Origin of the sequence: Veillonella sp. VA139, assembly GCF_003992005.1 — a bacterium.
In the GTDB taxonomy this organism is placed as follows: domain Bacteria; phylum Bacillota; class Negativicutes; order Veillonellales; family Veillonellaceae; genus F0422.
Genome location: NZ_RQVL01000002.1, coordinates 1 through 18609 on the forward strand (window position 1 = coordinate 1; position 18609 = coordinate 18609).

The window sequence follows — 18609 nt, forward strand, 5'->3', positions numbered from 1 at the left end:
ATTTACTGGTAGTGCATTTAATAAATTTGTGTTAGTATTAGTCATAAGAACTGAACCTTCTTTCTGTGATTTTTATTTGACACTTAAATCTTAAAGAAGTTCAGTTCTTTTTTCAATACTAACTAAACACGTTTACACAAAATATTTTACACTGTCAAAATTGGAGATTCCTTTACAAATATGCTCTTACGTGCTATAATTTAAGTATCTATTTAAAAGGAGTTAATAAATATGCGGCAAGGTATTCTTAAATAAACTGTCAATTTGATAGTGGGAACAAATAATTGGATGTCCTTTTTTAGGAGGGCTTAGTTTTTTGTACCCAGTTTAAGAATACCTTTATCATGTGATTCTAAAGTATCCGGAGAATATCTGTATGCTTTGTATGCCTATGGTTATGCATAAAAATCCCAGTGATAAGAGTATTTATCACTGGGATTTTTATGCCCTTTTGGGCTTTTGAATGGAGGAAAATCACATGAAAATTATTAATATTGGAGTTTTAGCTCATGTTGATGCGGGAAAAACTACCTTAACAGAAAGCTTATTATATAACAGTGGAGCGATTACAGAATTAGGAAGCGTGGACAAAGGTACAACGAGGACGGATAATACGCTTTTAGAACGTCAGAGAGGAATTACAATTCAGACAGGAATAACCTCTTTTCAGTGGGAAAATACGAAGGTGAACATCATAGACACGCCAGGACATATGGATTTCTTAGCAGAAGTATATCGTTCATTATCAGTTTTAGATGGGGCAATTCTACTGATTTCTGCAAAAGATGGCGTACAAGCACAAACTCGTATATTATTTCATGCACTTAGGAAAATGGGGATTCCCACAATCTTTTTTATCAATAAGATTGACCAAAATGGAATTGATTTATCAACGGTTTATCAGGATATTAAAGAGAAACTTTCTGCCGAAATTGTAATCAAACAGAAGGTAGAACTGTATCCTAATATGTGTGTGACGAACTTTACCGAATCTGAACAATGGGATACGGTAATAGAGGGAAACGATGACCTTTTAGAGAAATATATGTCCGGTAAATCATTAGAAGCATTGGAACTCGAACAAGAGGAAAGCATAAGATTTCAGAATTGTTCTCTGTTCCCTCTTTATCATGGAAGTGCAAAAAGTAATATAGGGATTGATAACCTTATAGAAGTTATTACTAATAAATTTTATTCATCAACACATCGAGGTCAGTCTGAACTTTGCGGAAAAGTTTTCAAAATTGAGTATTCGGAAAAAAGACAGCGTCTTGCATATATACGTCTTTATAGTGGCGTACTGCATTTGCGAGATTCGGTTAGAATATCGGAAAAGGAAAAAATAAAAATTACAGAAATGTATACTTCAATAAATGGTGAATTATGTAAAATCGATAAGGCTTATTCCGGGGAAATTGTTATTTTGCAGAATGAGTTTTTGAAGTTAAATAGTGTTCTTGGAGATACAAAACTATTGCCACAGAGAAAAAAGATTGAAAATCCGCACCCTCTACTACAAACAACTGTTGAACCGAGTAAACCTGAACAGAGAGAAATGTTGCTTGATGCCCTTTTGGAAATCTCCGACAGTGACCCGCTTCTGCGATATTATGTGGATTCTGCGACACATGAAATCATACTTTCTTTCTTAGGGAAAGTACAAATGGAAGTGACTTGTGCTCTGCTGCAAGAAAAGTATCATGTGGAGATAGAAATAAAAGAGCCTACAGTCATTTATATGGAAAGACCGTTAAAAAAAGCTGAGTATACCATTCACATCGAAGTTCCACCGAATCCTTTCTGGGCTTCCATTGGTCTATCTGTAGCACAGCTTCCATTAGGGAGCGGAGTACAGTATGAGAGCTCGGTTTCTCTTGGATACTTAAATCAATCGTTTCAAAATGCAGTTATGGAGGGGATACGCTATGGCTGTGAACAAGGATTGTATGGTTGGAATGTGACGGACTGTAAAATCTGTTTTAAGTATGGCTTATACTATAGCCCTGTTAGTACCCCAGCAGATTTTCGGATGCTTGCTCCTATTGTATTGGAACAAGTCTTAAAAAAAGCTGGAACAGAATTGTTAGAGCCATATCTTAGTTTTAAAATTTATGCGCCACAGGAATATCTTTTACGAGCATACAACGATGCTCCTAAATATTGTGCGAACATCGTAGACACTCAATTGAAAAATAATGAGGTCATTCTTAGTGGAGAAATCCCTGCTCGGTGTATTCAAGAATATCGTAGTGATTTAACTTTCTTTACAAATGGACGTAGTGTTTGTTTAACAGAGTTAAAAGGGTACCATGTTACTACCGGTGAACCTGTTTGCCAGCCCCGTCGTCCAAATAGTCGGATAGATAAAGTACGATATATGTTCAATAAAATAACTTAGTGTATTTTATGTTGTTATATAAATATGGTTTCTTGTTAAATAAGATGAAATATTTTTTAATAAAGATTTGAATTAAAGTGTAAAGGAGGAGATAGTTATTATAAACTACAAGTGGATATTGTGTCCTGTATGTGGAAATAAAACACGATTAAAGATAAGGGAAGATACTGAATTAAAAAAATTCCCCCTCTATTGTCCGAAATGCAGACAAGAAAATTTAATTGAAATAAAGCAGTTCAAAGTAACTGTGATTACAGAGCCAGACGCAAAGACGCAGAGCCGATAAAATGAGATTAATACAATCTCATTTTATCGGCTCTTTCCGTTATGTATGGATTCTTTTAATTAGTCTTCGATGTTTCTTGCTTCGTTGATACCGCTGGCTAAAGATTCCATTAAGGATAGTTCTTTGTCTGTAAAGCTATCCATGTATTTCTCTATCTGTAATCGTCGGGTGCTTTTTACCAAGTTATTAGCAGGTAAGAAAAATTCATCAACGGAAACATGAAGTAACGATACAAGGTCATAAAGAACTTGTATGCTGGGGTGTTGCCCTTTATTTTCAATATTAGTTAAGTACCGTGGGTCAATTTCAATCAATGCTCCCACTTGTTCACGAGTTAAACCTCGTTTCAATCGAGCTTCTTTAATGGCTAAACCAAAGGCTCTAAAATCATATTTATCTTCTTTTTTACGCATAGTAGACCACCTCTATACATTTTATTGTTCCTACTGAATTAAAAACAGGTATAGAAAAACGTGTTATATGGTTTATAGGTTTATATTTAATAAAAAGCACTACTAAACGCCAATAAAAAAAACCGTTATATGGTAGTGCTATTTACGCTGTTAAAATATTGTATATTACTTCCAAATGGCGGTTTGTTGGAGGTCAACGTCGCCATGAAGTACATCATATACAATAAATTTCCTTACATTGGGTTCTTGTCAAAAAAAGTCGTCTATCTGCAATAGATAAGTACGTCCACCAATGTGGTTTTATAAATCATATAGATAGAATAACAGAAGCATGTAAACAGAGAAATAAATCTGTTTATATGCTTTTTTGGCTATTCAGAACTTTTTTACAAAGTTTATTTATCAGTAATGCAACAAATCCCCCTTTCACATTGGGACTAAGAGTGAAAGGAGATAAACGAGCAAGGCTCACTTCCTTTCCTAGACAGAAAGGGGGTGAGAAACATGAAACCATCTTCTTTTCAGACCACAATAGAAAATCAGTTTGACTATATCTGTAAACGTGCTATGGAAGACGAGCGAAAGAATTATATGCTTTATCTTTCAAGGATTGCAAAGCGTGAGGTGTCCTTTTCGGATGTTGGCGATTATCTTGTTAGCCAGTTTGCGACAACAGATAACTATTCAACTGACTTTCAGATTTTTACACTCAATGGGTTATCAGTAGGCGTTGAAAATGATTTGTTGAGTGAAGCATTACGTGAGTTGCCAGACAAGAAACGTGAAATTCTACTGCTGTTTTACTTTATGGACATGAGCGATTCAGAAATTGCAGATCTGTTGAAATTGAACCGTTCTACTGTCTATCGGCATAGAACCAGTGGACTAGCCTTAATTAAAAAGTTTATGGAGGAATTTGAAGAATGAAAACACAATATCCTATGATTCCCTTTCCTCTCATTGTAAAGGCAACAGATGGCGATACCGAAGCGATTAACCAGATTCTACATCATTACAGAGGGTACATAACGAAGCGTTCCCTACGACTTATGAAAGATGAATATGGCAATCAAAGTATGGTCGTTGATGAAGTCTTACGTGGAAGAATGGAAACCAGACTGATTACAAAGATTTTGTCATTTGAAATTAAGTAATATCCTCTCTCCTTTCGTGGAAGCGTGCTAAACCATTCCACGCTTCCCGAACAGGGAGGTTTGTTATTCCACCAAAGCATATTGAGCTTTCAATGTGTTTTGATAGGCTAACGAGCCATTGTTCTTTGAAAACTGAATAAAAGTAATCGAATACGTTTCGATAAGAAAAGAGCCAACGGAACTAACCGCCATGACCTATCTTATAAAGATAGCGAGCGATTCATGTTAGTGATCCGAGAAGCAATCTTTAGCAGGATTGCCTGCAACGACATTCTTATCGTGATAATGATACTCCCATACAGTCAATAGTCCGAGCGTGATAAAACCGTCGCAGGCAATGAGTATGGCTACATGAGAACCATGCAGGGGTGGAACTCCCGTGAGCTTTGCTAAAGCTGTTCGATTGCTGGTAAAACAACTTTTATGAAATCCAAATAAGTGATTTGGAAAGGAGGATTTTATGAAGCAGACTGACATTCCTATTTGGGAACGTTATACCCTAACCATTGAAGAAGCGTCAAAATATTTTCGTATTGGCGAAAACAAGCTACGACGCTTGGCAGAGGAAAATAAAAATGCAAATTGGCTGATTATGAATGGCAATCGTATTCAGATTAAACGAAAACAATTTGAAAAAATTATAGATACATTGGACGCAATCTAGCGTCGCCAAAGGGTCTTGTATATGATAAAATAGTATTAAGTCGTATCAAGGCTCTTTCCATAAAGGAAAGGAGCAAATGCCATGTCAGAAAAAAGACGTGACAATAAAGGTCGAATCTTAAAGACTGGAGAGAGCCAACGAAAAGACGGAAGATACTTATACAAATATATAGATTCATTTGGAGAACCGCAATTTGTTTACTCGTGGAAACTTGTGGCTACAGACCGAGTACCAGCAGGAAAGCGTGATTGTATCTCACTTAGAGAGAAAATCGCAGAGTTACAGAAAGACATTCATGATGGTATTGATGTTGTAGGAAAGAAAATGACACTCTGCCAGCTTTACGCAAAACAGAACGCTCAAAGACCAAAGGTTAGAAAAAACACTGAAACTGGACGCAAATATCTTATGGATATTTTGAAGAAAGACAAGTTAGGTGTAAGAAGTATTGACAGTATTAAGCCATCAGACGCTAAAGAATGGGCTATTAGAATGAGTGAAAATGGTTATGCTTATCAAACCATCAATAACTACAAACGTTCTTTAAAGGCTTCATTCTATATTGCTATACAAGATGATTGTGTTCGGAAGAATCCATTTGACTTTCAACTGAAAGCAGTTCTTGATGATGATACTGTCCCTAAGACCGTACTAACAGAAGAACAGGAAGAAAAACTGTTAGCCTTTGCAAAAGCTGATAAAACCTACAGCAAAAATTATGATGAAATTCTGATACTCTTAAAAACAGGTCTTCGTATTTCAGAGTTTGGTGGTTTGACACTTCCAGATTTAGATTTTGAGAATCGTCTTGTCAATATAGACCATCAGCTATTGAGAGATACTGAAATTGGGTACTACATTGAAACACCAAAGACCAAAAGTGGCGAACGTCAAGTTCCTATGGTTGAAGAAGCCTATCAAGCATTTAAGCGAGTGTTAGCGAATCGAAAGAATGATAAGCGTGTTGAGATTGATGGATATAGTGATTTTCTCTTTCTTAATAGAAAGAACTATCCAAAAGTGGCAAGTGATTACAACGGCATGATGAAAGGTCTTGTTAAGAAATACAATAAGTATAACGAGGATAAATTGCCACACATCACTCCACATAGTTTGCGACATACATTCTGTACCAACTATGCAAATGCAGGAATGAATCCAAAGGCATTACAGTACATTATGGGACATGCTAATATAGCCATGACGCTGAACTATTACGCACATGCAACATTCGATTCTGCAATGGCAGAAATGAAACGCTTGAATAAAGAGAAGCAACAGGAGCGTCTTGTTGCTTAGTAGTACAAATGAATTTACTACTTATTTACCACTTCTGACAGCTAAGACATGAGGAAATATGCAAAGAAACGTGAAGTATCTTCCTACAGTAAAAATACTCGAAAGCACATAGAATAAGGCTTTACGAGCATTTAAGAAAATATAAAAAGATAATTAGAAATTTATACTTTGTTTAAATAAAAAATAGATATGAAACAGGCACCAACGCAATAGCTGGTGCCTGTTTTGTGCTTGTAGTAGTTTATTTCGCCTCAGGATCTAAGGACAACGGTTGTGTACCTAACATTGTAGTTAAGTTATTGACATTAAAGCGATAGGCTTTATTGGAGAAATCTCGTGTTACATCATAGTTACCAGATGGAGCATGTATGATGCCTACTAGCATATCATACAATAAGTCATTGGTGAAATATTGTTGTTCATGATTGCTTAGGGTAATTGCTGTTTCTGGATACGCATTACGATATGTAGGAGATAAGTACACCCACATTGGTATCCGTGTCATTCCAAAGTTGAAAATGTCTGGATTGTGAGATGTTTTAATATTTTCTCCGTGGTCAGAGAAATAGACCATGGCTTGTAAGTTTAAGTTATCCTTAGCATAGGTGTAAATTTCTTGTAACAGCCAATCAGTATATAGTTGGCTATTGGCATAGGCTTCAATTCCTTCAGGGTTTGGACCTTGTTTCCATTTGCTGAACTCGTGAGGATATCTATCGTTGTAGTAGATATGACTACCCATAATATGGATGACGATGAAATTATTTTGGTTCTTTGGTACGTCTTTTAAAAGTGGTAACAAAGCGCCATCATATTGATCAGAGAAGGCATAGGATTCATGAGCCCAACGGGGCGTATCACTTGCTTTTGCAATGAGAGAGATAGCTGTATCGTATTCACCATATACACCTTGGTTAGATAACCAAGAGGTGTGATATCCAGCTTTTTTTGCTACATCGATAATGGTTGTGGCATCAAAGAATGGTTTGTCGTCATATTGATTGCGCTCTGTTAAGGCTCTTTCCAAGGTTGGTACAGTCTGCACATAGGAAGAGTAAGCGTGTTTAAAGACATTGAAGTTTGGATTTTGATACAGGGAACCTTGCCATGGAGTATCATCGTAAGGGAAGTCAGGAGTATACATTTTCATGTAATCTCTAGAAGAAGATTCTCCAATGACTAAGATGACAGTACCTGGAGTTTTTTGCGCCGCTGTTTCGGTAGTGCTTAATTGTAAATTGTTAAATACACTAACATGCTTATCATTATAAGATTGCAACTCTTTCATATAGGCTCGAACTTCTAGCCAATTGCTGACGATATCTGTACGAGGGAAAAGGTAATATCCACCATACACGATGAGGGCGATGGATAGAATCCACTTTATATCATTTTGATACCGCTGAAAGAAAGAGGAATAGAACACAGTAGGCTCATCGTTCCTTTGAGTTTTCATATTGGCAAAGTATAAAATACCAAGTATGATAGCGATGCCAACAACAGCACCACCAATGCCACCTACGCCGATGATGTTTTTCACAAAGCCTAAGGCTTCTTCTGGGTTGGTTTGATACAATGCCATCATAGTGGCAGGAGTAATACAATGCCAAGTGGATAAATAGTAACCAATTTGACCTGCTGGAATCAGTAATAATAGAACATCTAGGATGCTGTATAGTGCCGACCAAATACGTTTTCCTTTACCCCATTGTAATAGCCAGTAATGGGTGACACTGAGACCACAGAATAAGACTAGACCAAATAAAAAATCGTTGGCAAATTCGTAGAAGTAAAATGGTTTTTCATAGGACCAATGGAATAAGAGGGGGAATGTTAATGCCCAACTGATACCCACTATGCTATGACCAATGAGATATCCTTTTGTAAAGGAGCTACGAATGATCGATTGTAAGATTGTTAGGCCTACAATGGTAGGAACGAATAAGGTCAATATATCTTCTATGTCAAACCCTAAAGTGATGGGTTCGTAGATATAAAATAGTGCCACTGCAATGATAGTGGACACGATGGTATACAGTCCCAACTGTTTCCATCTTTGACGATGCATAATGTCGCCTCTCTTTCTGGGTGTAGCAATTTTTGCCCATTTCCTTTATAATACTTATTAGATACATACGTTGGTATGTCTATGTATTATTCTAACTGTTTCTAATAGGAAATGCAATTTTTTCATACAAGGTGTGGTGAAAGCCATACCTTTATTTTTGGTAGAAAGGAGTTTTCATGAATACCTACGATTTTAAACTGGATATTTTTGAAGGCCCTTTGGATCTTTTGTTGCATTTGATTGAAAAGAATCAGATTGATATATACGATATTCCCATTGTGCATATCACCTCACAATATATGGATATACTCAAAACTTGGAATCAATTTGATATTGCCTATAGTAGTGAGTTTTTAGTGATGGCTGCTACTTTGTTGCAGATTAAGTCACGCCTTTTATTGCCTAAGATAAATCATAAGGATGAAAGTGATACGGAAGATCCACGAGACGAATTGGTGAATCGATTGGTGGAGTTCAAACGCATCAAAGAATTGACGGGTCTCTTGGAAGAACGTGTATCCGATGGTTCCTATGTATTTAATAGACCAGAAGAGCTTAGCCAAGTGGGATTAGATCTTGTTTGTACTGTGAAGTGGGATGCTCTTGTGGCGTGCTTTCAGAAGGTACAGGAACGATATGACCGACCTGAGGTAGAAGCTCCCAAAGTTATGATGGAACGTGAAGAATATACATTGGAACAAGGGATTGAAGATGTATTACTAGCGACGAGACATCAACAAGTGCCGTGTATACATTTATTTGCTCAGGCACAGACGAAGGAAGAAAGTGTGGTTACATTTTTAGCGTTATTAGAATTGATGAAACGTCAGCTATTGCGGATTATAGTGGGTAATCACGATATATATAGCGTGATTGTAGAAGGTATAGAAGAAGGAGATGCGCTGTGAGTAGTATTGAATTTCAGCAGTTAGAGGCTGTATTATTTGCAGCGGCTACCCCTTTAACGGTAGATACATTAGCGGATATTTTTGAGGTCTATGTGCCAGAAATAGAACAGGCTGTCAGTGCTTACGAAGAAACATTGGTTCAGGAACGACGAGGCATTCGCATTCGTAAAAGTGCATCGGGTATAGAATTAGTGAGTGCCCAAGAATGCAGTGAATTTGTTACGAAAATTCGCCATAGAGATGAAAAATTATCAGGAGCGGCTATGGAAACGTTGGCGGTAATTGCTTTCAAACAACCTATTACAAAAGGTGAGGTGGAAGAGTTTCGTGGTGTGAACTGTGAAAAAGTATTAAAACAATTATTGGTCCGTGACATGATTGTGGAGTTAGGGCGGAAAGAAACTATCGGACGTCCTGTGATTTATGGAACATCGGATAACTTTTTAAGGACTGTAGGTGCCAATTCTATTGAAGAGTTGCAACAGTCTATGCCTCTTTCAGAGGGGTTATCCATAGATATAAAAGGAGAATAATATGGAACTAGAACGTTTGCAAAAATATATTGCCCGTTGTGGTGTAGCATCACGACGAAAAGCAGAAGAATTGATTACCTCTGGCAAAGTACTTGTAAATGGTAAATATGTAAAAGAATTGGGTGCAAAGGTAAATCCTACACGTGACCGTGTTAAAGTGGACGGACAACTATTGGAGCCAGAGGCATTGGAATATTATATTTTTAACAAGCCAAAAGGGGTGATTACATCCATTACAGATCCTGAAGGACGCAAAACAGTTATGGATTATATTAACTCTGTAAAAGTTCGTATTTATCCTGTAGGTCGATTAGATTACCATACAGAAGGATTATTGCTATTGACGAATGATGGAACTATGGCGCAAAATTTAGCTCATCCATCAAAGGGTGTGACGAAAACCTACGAAGTAAAAGTAAAAGATCGTGTGCTTGATGAACATTTGGAACAGTTAGCGGTAGGGGTGAAATTAGAAGACGGAATGACTTCACCTTGCGAAATTACAGACTATGGATTTAATGGCAAAACAGGTCTTACAACGGTAGAGATTACCATCCATGAAGGACGAAATCGTCAAGTGCGCCGTATGTTTGAACACTTTGGGTACTCTATTCATAATTTGAAACGCATCAATTATGCGGGATTGAATTTGAAAGGGTTGAAGCGTGGAGCTTTCCGTAAATTAACCCGTGAAGAAGTGAAACAATTACAAGCGATAAAATAAGGATACATATGAAAAAAATTATTGTCATCGGTGGTGGTGCTGCAGGTCTTATGGCTGGCGTCCGAGCTGCACAATTAGGTGCCTCTGTGCGTATCATTGAAAAAATGAAGATGGTGGGCCTTAAAATGGGGATTACAGGAAAAGGGCGTTGTAATGTGACCAATGCAGCTCCTATAGAAGATTTTATTAAGCAAACCCCTGGAAATGGTAAATTTCTATATAGTGCCTACCAACAATGGACGAATGAAGATATGATTCATTTGCTCAATAGTTGGGGTGTCCCTACTAAGGTAGAACGAGGTGGCCGTGTGTTTCCAGAGTCTGATAAAGCAACGGATGTGCGCAATGCTTTTATAGACACGTATCGTAAATTAGGTGGACAACTTCACTTAGAAGAAACTGTTAAGGATTTGATTGTAAAAGACGGCGCTATTACAGGTGTGATTACAGATAAAGGAACCTATGAGTGCGATGCAGCTATCATCGCAACAGGTGGGATGTCCTATCCATTGACTGGATCCACTGGAGATGGCTATGAATTAGCCTCTTCTGTGGGACATTCTATCGTGGAATTGAGGCCATCTTTAATTCCTTTAGAAACCAAAGAACATTGGGTGAAAGACTTAATGGGACTGAGCCTTAAAAATGTAGAAGTCTCTATTATTGCGAAAAATAAAGTGCAAACGAAGCAGTTTGGAGAAATGCTATTTGCTCATTTTGGGGTCACAGGACCGATTATTTTATCGGCTTCTCATACAGCGACCAAATTATTGAAGAAAAAGGTAGATCCCATTACTATTGAAATTAATCTAAAACCAGCATTAACTAGAGAGGTTTTAGATAAGCGGGTACAACGTGATTTCAGTGAGTCTCAAAATAAGCAATTAGTGAACGTATTGAAAGGTTTATTGCCATCCAAGTTAATTCCAGTTATATGTCAATTAGCAGAATTAGAAGGAACCAAGGCGATTCACGATATTACGAAAGAGGAGCGCTTGCGACTGGTGGATACTATACAACATATGCGACTTACCGTACATAAACCTCGTCCTATAGCAGAGGCTATTGTCACAGCTGGTGGCATTTCTGTAAAAGAAGTAGACCCAAAAACGATGCAGTCTAAGCTGGTGAACGGTTTATATATGGCAGGAGAAGTCTTGGATGTGGATGCTTTCACAGGGGGCTATAATCTGCAAGTTGCGTTTTCTACAGCCTACGTAGCTGCTACTCATGCAGCAGAAGGAGGAGTCTAACATGAATCGACGAATTTCTGTAGCTATTGATGGTCCTGCTGGTGCAGGTAAAAGTAGTATTTCTAAAGTAGTAGCCAAGAAATTAGGATATTTATATATTGATACAGGAGCTATGTATCGTGGTATTACCTGGGCACTACTGAATGCGGGTATATCTATTGATGATGTAGATGCAGTAGAAGCTGCTTTGTCTAAGATTCAATTAGAACTACGTGTAGAAGAAACGGGTTTATCTGTATGGGTAAATGGAACAGATGTATCCCAAGATATCCGTACGCAATATGTGACAAGTCATGTATCTCAAGTGGCTGCACAAAAAGCGGTGCGCACTAAGTTGGTAGAAATGCAACGTCACATGGCATCAGCGGGCGGTGTGATTCTGGACGGTCGGGATATTGGTTCCGTTGTGTTACCTAATGCGGAATTAAAAATCTATTTAACAGCATCTGTGGAGACTCGTGGACATCGACGTTGGTTGGAGTTGAAAGATTCCGAGAATATCTCTTTGGAAGAAGTATGTCGTACTGTAGCAGAGCGAGATGCCATGGATATGAATCGAACAGAATCTCCTCTTGTATGTGTAGATGATGCAGTTGTTGTAGAAACGGATCATCTCAGTATAGAAGAAACGGTACAAACTCTTATCGACTTAATTCGCAAAGCAGAATTAGGAGGCTATCATGGATAAATTTTCTGAATGCTTATGGAGATCTGCGTTTACCATCGTTTATGGTTGGTGGTATAGAACAAAGGTATATGGAAAAGAAAATGTGCCTAAAGAAGGACCGGTTATCATTTCTCCCAATCATAAGAGCAATAATGATCCCCCTTTATGTGGATTTGCCTTGCCACGTCATGTGAACTTCATGGCGAAAGAGGAACTATTTAGAAATCCTATTTCTAAATTTGTGTGCACTTGGTTAGGAGCTTTTCCGGTACGCCGTGGTGGTGTGGATAAATTAGCTATCCGTCATGCTATGAATTTGCTAAAAGATAATTTAATGCTAGGTATTTTTCCGGAAGGTACACGACAAAAGGGTGACATCTTAGGTCGCTTTCACGATGGAGTAGCTTCGATGGCATTGCGCACAGGTGTACCAGTAGTACCGGTGGCCATTGTGGGCAGCGACAAAATGATTCGTGGAGAAGTGGCTGTTATTATTGGGAAACCGATTCCTGTCGCAAAAGCAAAAGCAACTGTAGAAGCTATTGCAAACGTGAATGATGTGGTAAAAACAGCTATTCAAACTATGATTGATGAATATAAAGCAGGTAAGTATAAATAGGGGAATGCTATGTTTACAATACGATTGGCAGAAAATTGTGGCTTTTGCTATGGCGTAAAGCGTGCTGTTACGATGGCAGAAAAAGCAGCAGACTCAAAAGATGTAAGTTATACATTGGGGCCTATTATTCATAACCCTCAAGTAGTAGGCCGACTAGAGGATAATGGTGTATATGCCATTAATGAATTGAATGATGTAGAAGAAGGTACTATTATCATTCGCTCCCATGGGGTTGGACCAGAAGTATATGAAGAGGCAGAAACACGTGGATTACCAGTGATTGATGCTACTTGTCCACATGTACAGAAGGCACAGCGAGATGCAAAGTCTGTAGTGGATGAAGGGTTAACTTTAGTCATTCTCGGGGAGAAGAAACATCCAGAGGTAAAGAGTATTAATCTGTGGGCAGGTAATAAAGGTATTATTGTAGAAACAGAAGAAGATGCCAAAAATATTCAATTCGTGGAAAAAATTGGGGTTGTAGTACAAACTACCTTTTCACAATTTAAGTTTCAAAGTATAATAAAAATATTAGAACAAAAATCTAATAATCAAAAGATCTTTAAGACAATTTGTCAGGCTACTGAGGAACGTCAAAATTCTGCTGTAGCTTTGGCGAAAGAAGTAGATCTTATGATCGTGGTAGGTGGGAAGAACTCTGGCAACACGACTAGATTAGCAGAAGTATGTCGTGATGTAGGGTGCACTACATACCACATAGAAACTTCTACTGAAATACAAATGACGTGGTTGAAGGACGTCACAACAGTAGGAGTCACGGCTGGTGCATCGACACCAGACTGGATAATTAAGGAGGTCATTCAGACGATGGAAAATTTTGCAGAATTATTTGCAGCATCAGAAGCGCAAGCAGAAGAATTTAAGAAAGGTAATGTGATTGAAGGGGAAGTTGTACAAATCGATGACGAACGTGCATACGTATCCTTTGGCTACAAAACAGAAGCACAGTTAGAAAGAAAAGAAATGGCATACCCTACACCAGCTTCTGCTAAAGATGTATTAAAGGAAGGCGATAAAATCAAAGCTGTTATCCTTAACCACATCAAAGAAGATAGCCCAATCTATCTTTCTATCACTCGTTTGGCTAAAGATGAAGATTGGCAATATGTTATTGAAGCACAAGAAAAAGATGAGCCAATCATCTGTAAAGGTGTGGATGCAATTCCTGCAGGTTTAGTCGTAACTGTTAAGTCTTTACGTGGTTTTATTCCACTTTCCCAAGGTGACATTCACTTCGTGAAATCCCTTGATAACTTAGTAGGTACAGAATTCGAAGCTAAAGTACTTGAAGTTGAAGAAAAGAAAAACCGTTTGGTTCTTTCCCGTCGTGAAGTACTTGAAGTGGAACGCCAAGCTAAATTAAAAGAAGCGTTAGCAAATGTAGAAGTTGGTGGTACTTACAAAGGTACTGTTCGCAAAATCATGCCTTATGGCGCATTCGTTGATATCGGAGGAATCGAAGGTTTACTTCATATTTCCGACATTTCTTGGCAAAAAATTAAACGCGTTGAAGACGTGTTGGCTGTAGGTCAAGAAATCGACGTTAAATTACAATCCTTTGATGAAGAAAACAGCAAAATCTCTTTATCTTTAAAAGCATTATCCAAAAGCCCATGGGACGTTGCAGAAGAAACTATCCATGTAGGCGATAAAGTAACTGGTAAGGTAGTTCGCACAGTTCAATACGGTGCATTCGTTGCTATCAACGATGACATCCAAGGTTTACTTCACATCTCTCAAGTGACTAAACAACGCAATGCAAAAGTAGAAGACTACTTGAGCCGCGGTCAAGAAGTAGAAGTAGAAGTAATTTCTTTCAACAAAGACGAAAAGAAATTAGGTTTAAAATTAACTGAGTTAATGGAACCAGTAGCAACTGAAGAAGAAGCTGAATAATTACTACATAATAGAAGAACAGTAGGTCCAATGGACTTACTGTTCTTTTTTTGCTTTCGTTTATGTGATACAATATAAGTTGATAAACTATGTGTTTTTACTCTTCCTGTGAGGAAGTTGAAATATGAGGTGAAAGTATGTCGAAACCATTAGTTGCGGTCGTAGGGAGACCAAATGTAGGGAAGTCTACATTATTTAATGCCATTGTGAATAAACGAATTTCTATTGTGGAAGATATTCCAGGTGTAACACGAGATAGAATTTATTTCGATGCAGAGTGGTTACAACGAGAATTTACTATGATCGATACTGGTGGAATTGAGTTCATCACTGCAGAAAGTCATGAAATTCCTAAAATGATGCGCTTTCAGGCGCAATTGGCTATTGAAGAAGCGGATGTTATCCTTTTTGTTGTAGATGGTAAGCAAGGTATTACCATTGCTGATGAAGAAGTGGCAAATCTATTGCGTGCTAGCGGTAAGCCTGTGATTCTTGTAGTTAATAAAATCGACAGTGTGAACCAAGAAGCAAATATTTATGAATTTTATAATTTAGGAATTGGTGATCCAATCGGTATTTCTGCGAAAAACTTGATGAACTTAGGTGATTTGCTAGATGATGTGGTGAAACATTTCCCTCCACAAAGTGCTAGCGAGGAAGATGAAGATACCATCCATGTAGCCTTGATTGGTCGTCCTAATGTGGGTAAATCTTCTCTTACAAATGCCTTATTAGGTCAAGATCGTGTTATCGTCAGTGATGTGGCAGGAACTACTCGTGATTCTATCGACACCCATTGGAGTCATGATGGTCAGGATTTTGTATTAATCGATACAGCGGGCATGCGTCGTAAATCTCGTATTGATGCACCTGTAGAGCGTTATAGTATTGTTCGTTCTCTTCGTGCTATTGATCGCTCTGATATTGTTGTTTTAGTATTAGATGCTACAGACGGGGTTACAGAACAGGATAAAAAAATTGTAGGTTACGCCCATGAATCTGGTAAAGGTTTAGTCATCGTTGTGAATAAATGGGATTTGATTGAAAAAGATGACAAGACCACTTTACGATTTACAGAAGACATTTATGATGAAATGGCTTTCTTGCGGTATGCACCAATCTTGTTTGCGTCGGCTTTAACAAAACAACGCGTTCATCGCTTAGCAGAATTAATTAAATATGTATCTGAGCAACAACATATGCGTATTTCTACAAGTGTATTAAACCAACTGTTATCGGATGCGCAAACAGTAAACCCAGTGCCGTCTCGTGGTGGACGGATTCCGAAAATTTACTATATGACACAGGCAAGTGTAAAACCTCCTACGTTTATTTTATTTGTGAATGAACCAGAATTAATTCACTTCTCCTATATGCGTTTCTTGGAGAACCGCCTTCGTGAATCATTTGGCTTTGAAGGAACTCCAATTCGATTAGTACTTCGTGGTAAGAAGGGAACTGATGAAGAATGATAACAATGGAAATAGCTGTATTGGTCGTAGTGGCTTATATCATAGGATCGATTCCAACGGGTCTTATTATTGGAAAACTTTTTTTCCATACTGATGTACGTCAATTTGGTAGTAAGAATATCGGCGCTACTAATACCTATCGAGTGTTAGGTATGAAAGCTGCCCTACCTGTCTTCTTAGGAGATGCAGGGAAAGGAGCTGTAGGTGTACTCTTGTTTTCGCCGAATCCAGAATGGATGATTATAGGTGGATTATGTGCAATGATTGGTCATAATTGGTCTATTTTCCTTGGGTTTTCCGGTGGCAGAGGAGTGGCTACAGGATTAGGCGTGCTCATTGCATTATCACCGATAGCGGCGTTCATTTGCTTTGCTGTATGGGCTATTATTGTTAAGTTTACTTCTTATGTATCCCTAGGATCCATTGTAGCGGCTACACTAGTGCCTATCGTGATGTACTGTTTATCTGAACCTTTACCATATATTATCTTTGGTGCTATAGCCGCATTATTTGTGGTATTCCGTCATAGAGAAAATATTATGCGTCTTTTACAAGGAAAAGAGTTAGCTGTGAAACGTATTACAAAGGATGAGTAAGTATGAAAATTGCAGTTATTGGGTCTGGCAGTTGGGGAACAGCATTAGCTCTGAAAGGAATAGAGGTAGGTCATCAAGTGACCATGTATTGCCGTACGGAAGAGAAAGCAAATTATTTACGTGAATATCGCATTAATCCTTATTTGCCAGAAGTTGTATTACCTAGTTCACTAGAGTTTCAACATTCTTATGAAGCTACCTTAGCAGATGCAGAGGTGGTGTTACTGGTAACGCCATCTAGTTATGTGCGAAGTACTCTACAGGAGTTGAAACAATATTTACAACTATCTATGATTATCGTAGGATGCTCTAAAGGGTTGGAAAAAGATAGCGAAAAACGATTGTCCTTGGTTATTGAAGAAGAAGTGCAAGGTTTAGTGAAAGCGACGGCTATTTTATCTGGACCCAATCATGCGGAAGAAGTAGGGCGTAATTTGCCAGCTGCTACGGTGGTAGCAAGCCAACATGAAGAGGCTATTTGCACACTACAAAAAGCCTTGGGTGGACCAACCTTTCGGGTCTATGGTAACACAGATGTAATTGGTGTTGAACTAGGGGGAGCTACAAAAAATATCATCGCTTTAGCAGCAGGTATTGCCCATGGTATGCATTTAGGAGATAATTTGTTGGCAGCCTTACTGACTCGTGGACTTCATGAAATGACGAAGTTTGGCGTTGCCATGGGAGCAAAAGCAGAAACCTATGCAGGACTTTCAGGAATGGGAGATCTAATTGCTACGTGCATGAGTCCTCATAGTCGAAACCGTCGAGCCGGGCAAAAATTAGCCGATGGAGAGACTATGGAAGATATCATCAACCATTCTCAGATGGTGGTGGAAGGCTTTTTTGCAGTTCGTATTATTTATGACTTAGCCAAAGCAAAGGGAATCGATATGCCTATCACCAATGCTCTGTATGAGGTGTTATATCATAAGGTTCCACCGGCAGAAGTGCTAATGCAGTTGATGATGCGTGATGTAAAACAAGAAGTTTGTAATGAGTCATAGACTATGAGGAAGATTTCATAAAAAATCTATTGTACCCCATAGTAAAATCATGTAGAATATACAAGTACAGGTAGTAAAATATATGAGAATTATTTCAGGGACAGCTAAAGGGCATACTATACAAGCTCCGAAAGGTATGGATACAAGACCTACACAAGATCGAGTGCGTGAGAGCATTTGTAATGTCATACAAAGTCGAAGAGGATTTTTTGAGGCGCAGGTGCTAGATTTATTTTCTGGAACAGGTGCGCTCGCCATCGAATCTTTGAGCCGCGGTGCTAGTCATGCTATTGCGGTAGATACGCGCACTGATACGTGCATTAGAAAGAATGCACAACATTGTAAGGTAGAAGACCGATTGGAAATTATGAAATGTACTATGGAATCGGCACTTTCACGGTTACAAGGAAAGCAGTTTCAGTTGATATTTTCTGATCCCCCTTATGAAAAAGGGTATGTCCAAAAAACATTGGACTTAGTGGAAGAGTTACAATTACTTACCGAAGATGGCTTTTTAATTTTAGAACGCCATAAGAATGAGACATTAGAATTATTGCCCAAGTGGATGCTTGTAAAAGCCCTATCCTTTGGGTACACTCGCGTTGACATTCTGTGTCGAGAACCGTAGAAA

The 18609-nt window shown here is 38.3% G+C and carries 21 protein-coding genes; 18 read left to right on the forward strand and 3 right to left on the reverse strand.

What is annotated here, in order from left to right:
* Nucleotides 1-346 precede the first annotated feature (346 nt).
* The 3 genes from EO125_RS01255 (at nt 347) to EO125_RS01265 (ending at nt 2684) form a co-directional block, all read left to right on the forward strand.
* Entirely contained in the window at nt 347-463 is a 117-nt protein-coding gene (locus tag EO125_RS01255) for a tetracycline resistance determinant leader peptide (RefSeq protein WP_001814923.1), read from the forward strand.
* Between the two features lie 15 nt (nt 464-478).
* Nucleotides 479-2398, forward strand: coding sequence for a tetracycline resistance ribosomal protection protein Tet(M) (gene tet(M), locus EO125_RS01260; protein ID WP_127147298.1), 1920 nt, complete (start codon nt 479-481; stop codon nt 2396-2398).
* 118 nt (nt 2399-2516) lie between these two features.
* A complete protein-coding gene (locus EO125_RS01265) occupies nt 2517-2684 on the forward strand; it encodes a cysteine-rich KTR domain-containing protein (protein ID WP_000336323.1) in 168 nt (55 codons plus the stop codon).
* A 59-nt stretch (nt 2685-2743) separates the two neighbouring features.
* On the opposite strand, the gene EO125_RS01270 is transcribed toward EO125_RS01265, so the two are convergent.
* A complete protein-coding gene (locus EO125_RS01270; RefSeq protein ID WP_001227347.1) occupies nt 2744-3097 on the reverse strand; it encodes a helix-turn-helix transcriptional regulator in 354 nt (117 codons plus the stop codon).
* 504 nt (nt 3098-3601) lie between these two features.
* On the opposite strand from EO125_RS01270, the gene EO125_RS01280 reads away from it, so the two are divergent.
* On the forward strand, nt 3602-4024 hold the full coding sequence (locus tag EO125_RS01280) for a sigma-70 family RNA polymerase sigma factor (protein ID WP_000804885.1): 423 nt from the start codon (nt 3602-3604) through the stop codon (nt 4022-4024).
* Nucleotides 4021-4251, forward strand: coding sequence for a helix-turn-helix domain-containing protein (locus EO125_RS01285; RefSeq protein ID WP_000857133.1), 231 nt, complete (start codon nt 4021-4023; stop codon nt 4249-4251). The genes EO125_RS01280 and EO125_RS01285 overlap by 4 nt, the downstream gene beginning before the upstream one ends.
* Nucleotides 4252-4476: 225 nt before the next feature.
* Here EO125_RS01285 and EO125_RS10015 read toward each other — a convergent pair whose 3' ends face one another.
* Nucleotides 4477-4728, reverse strand: a complete 252-nt coding sequence (locus tag EO125_RS10015; protein ID WP_001845478.1) for a hypothetical protein — start codon at nt 4726-4728, stop codon at nt 4477-4479.
* Here EO125_RS10015 and EO125_RS01295 point away from each other — a divergent pair.
* Both EO125_RS01295 and EO125_RS01300 read left to right on the forward strand, forming a co-directional pair.
* The gene (locus tag EO125_RS01295; RefSeq protein WP_000814511.1) at nt 4712-4915 is read left to right on the forward strand and encodes an excisionase; all 204 of its coding nucleotides are present in this window, start codon (nt 4712-4714) and stop codon (nt 4913-4915) included. The genes EO125_RS10015 and EO125_RS01295 overlap by 17 nt on opposite strands.
* Before the next feature lie 81 nt (nt 4916-4996).
* Nucleotides 4997-6214 (forward strand): tyrosine-type recombinase/integrase, encoded by a 1218-nt coding sequence (locus tag EO125_RS01300; RefSeq protein ID WP_001291561.1) that lies wholly within the window; start codon nt 4997-4999, stop codon nt 6212-6214.
* Nucleotides 6215-6455: 241 nt separating this feature from the next.
* Here the strand turns inward: EO125_RS01300 and EO125_RS01305 are convergent, their stop codons facing one another.
* Entirely contained in the window at nt 6456-8282 is a 1827-nt protein-coding gene (locus EO125_RS01305) for a phosphoethanolamine transferase (RefSeq protein WP_127147299.1), read from the reverse strand.
* Nucleotides 8283-8458: 176 nt separating this feature from the next.
* Between EO125_RS01305 and EO125_RS01310 the strand changes: the two genes are divergently transcribed.
* The 11 genes from EO125_RS01310 (at nt 8459) to rsmD (ending at nt 18606) form a co-directional block, all read left to right on the forward strand.
* Nucleotides 8459-9190, forward strand: coding sequence for a ScpA family protein (locus EO125_RS01310; protein WP_127147300.1), 732 nt, complete (start codon nt 8459-8461; stop codon nt 9188-9190).
* Nucleotides 9187-9723, forward strand: coding sequence for an SMC-Scp complex subunit ScpB (gene scpB / locus EO125_RS01315; RefSeq protein WP_127147301.1), 537 nt, complete (start codon nt 9187-9189; stop codon nt 9721-9723). The genes EO125_RS01310 and scpB overlap by 4 nt, the downstream gene beginning before the upstream one ends.
* Nucleotide 9724: 1 nt before the next feature.
* On the forward strand, nt 9725-10447 hold the full coding sequence (locus EO125_RS01320; RefSeq protein WP_127147302.1) for a pseudouridine synthase: 723 nt from the start codon (nt 9725-9727) through the stop codon (nt 10445-10447).
* An 8-nt stretch (nt 10448-10455) separates the two neighbouring features.
* Complete coding sequence (locus tag EO125_RS01325; protein WP_127147303.1) at nt 10456-11700, forward strand: NAD(P)/FAD-dependent oxidoreductase; 1245 nt, start codon at nt 10456-10458, stop codon at nt 11698-11700.
* Between the two features lies 1 nt (nt 11701).
* The gene (gene cmk / locus EO125_RS01330; protein ID WP_127147304.1) at nt 11702-12388 is read left to right on the forward strand and encodes a (d)CMP kinase; all 687 of its coding nucleotides are present in this window, start codon (nt 11702-11704) and stop codon (nt 12386-12388) included.
* Nucleotides 12381-12986: a 1-acyl-sn-glycerol-3-phosphate acyltransferase gene (locus EO125_RS01335; RefSeq protein WP_127147305.1), complete on the forward strand. Its 606-nt coding sequence runs from the start codon at nt 12381-12383 to the stop codon at nt 12984-12986. Before cmk ends, EO125_RS01335 begins: the two co-directional genes overlap by 8 nt.
* A gap of 9 nt (nt 12987-12995) precedes the next feature.
* Nucleotides 12996-14903 carry a bifunctional 4-hydroxy-3-methylbut-2-enyl diphosphate reductase/30S ribosomal protein S1 gene (locus tag EO125_RS01340; RefSeq protein WP_127147306.1) on the forward strand — a complete coding sequence of 636 codons (1908 nt, stop codon included), beginning with the start codon at nt 12996-12998 and terminating at the stop codon, nt 14901-14903.
* Nucleotides 14904-15040: 137 nt separating this feature from the next.
* Nucleotides 15041-16375 (forward strand): ribosome biogenesis GTPase Der, encoded by a 1335-nt coding sequence (der, locus tag EO125_RS01345; protein ID WP_127147307.1) that lies wholly within the window; start codon nt 15041-15043, stop codon nt 16373-16375.
* Between the two features lie 5 nt (nt 16376-16380).
* Nucleotides 16381-16971 carry a glycerol-3-phosphate 1-O-acyltransferase PlsY gene (plsY, locus tag EO125_RS01350; RefSeq protein ID WP_127147426.1) on the forward strand — a complete coding sequence of 197 codons (591 nt, stop codon included), beginning with the start codon at nt 16381-16383 and terminating at the stop codon, nt 16969-16971.
* 2 nt (nt 16972-16973) lie between these two features.
* Nucleotides 16974-17978 (forward strand): NAD(P)H-dependent glycerol-3-phosphate dehydrogenase, encoded by a 1005-nt coding sequence (locus EO125_RS01355; RefSeq protein ID WP_127147308.1) that lies wholly within the window; start codon nt 16974-16976, stop codon nt 17976-17978.
* Nucleotides 17979-18036: 58 nt separating this feature from the next.
* On the forward strand, nt 18037-18606 hold the full coding sequence (rsmD, locus tag EO125_RS01360; RefSeq protein ID WP_255416561.1) for a 16S rRNA (guanine(966)-N(2))-methyltransferase RsmD: 570 nt from the start codon (nt 18037-18039) through the stop codon (nt 18604-18606).
* The last annotated feature ends 3 nt before the right edge of the window (nt 18607-18609 follow it).

Excerpts from the sequence above, each read along its gene's own strand:
- EO125_RS01270 (WP_001227347.1), bottom strand. The coding sequence starts at position 3,097 with ATGCGTAAAAAAGAAGATAAATATGATTTTAGAGCCTTTGGTTTAGCC.
- EO125_RS01280 (WP_000804885.1), top strand. The coding sequence starts at position 3,602 with ATGAAACCATCTTCTTTTCAGACCACAATAGAAAATCAGTTTGACTAT.
- EO125_RS01285 (WP_000857133.1), top strand. The coding sequence starts at position 4,021 with ATGAAAACACAATATCCTATGATTCCCTTTCCTCTCATTGTAAAGGCA.
- EO125_RS01295 (WP_000814511.1), top strand. The coding sequence starts at position 4,712 with ATGAAGCAGACTGACATTCCTATTTGGGAACGTTATACCCTAACCATT.
- EO125_RS10015 (WP_001845478.1), bottom strand. The coding sequence starts at position 4,728 with ATGTCAGTCTGCTTCATAAAATCCTCCTTTCCAAATCACTTATTTGGA.
- EO125_RS01300 (WP_001291561.1), top strand. The coding sequence starts at position 4,997 with ATGTCAGAAAAAAGACGTGACAATAAAGGTCGAATCTTAAAGACTGGA.
- EO125_RS01305 (WP_127147299.1), bottom strand. The coding sequence starts at position 8,282 with ATGCATCGTCAAAGATGGAAACAGTTGGGACTGTATACCATCGTGTCC.
- EO125_RS01310 (WP_127147300.1), top strand. The coding sequence starts at position 8,459 with ATGAATACCTACGATTTTAAACTGGATATTTTTGAAGGCCCTTTGGAT.
- EO125_RS01320 (WP_127147302.1), top strand. The coding sequence starts at position 9,725 with ATGGAACTAGAACGTTTGCAAAAATATATTGCCCGTTGTGGTGTAGCA.
- EO125_RS01325 (WP_127147303.1), top strand. The coding sequence starts at position 10,456 with ATGAAAAAAATTATTGTCATCGGTGGTGGTGCTGCAGGTCTTATGGCT.
- cmk (WP_127147304.1), top strand. The coding sequence starts at position 11,702 with ATGAATCGACGAATTTCTGTAGCTATTGATGGTCCTGCTGGTGCAGGT.
- EO125_RS01335 (WP_127147305.1), top strand. The coding sequence starts at position 12,381 with ATGGATAAATTTTCTGAATGCTTATGGAGATCTGCGTTTACCATCGTT.
- EO125_RS01340 (WP_127147306.1), top strand. The coding sequence starts at position 12,996 with ATGTTTACAATACGATTGGCAGAAAATTGTGGCTTTTGCTATGGCGTA.
- der (WP_127147307.1), top strand. The coding sequence starts at position 15,041 with ATGTCGAAACCATTAGTTGCGGTCGTAGGGAGACCAAATGTAGGGAAG.
- plsY (WP_127147426.1), top strand. The coding sequence starts at position 16,381 with ATGGAAATAGCTGTATTGGTCGTAGTGGCTTATATCATAGGATCGATT.
- EO125_RS01355 (WP_127147308.1), top strand. The coding sequence starts at position 16,974 with ATGAAAATTGCAGTTATTGGGTCTGGCAGTTGGGGAACAGCATTAGCT.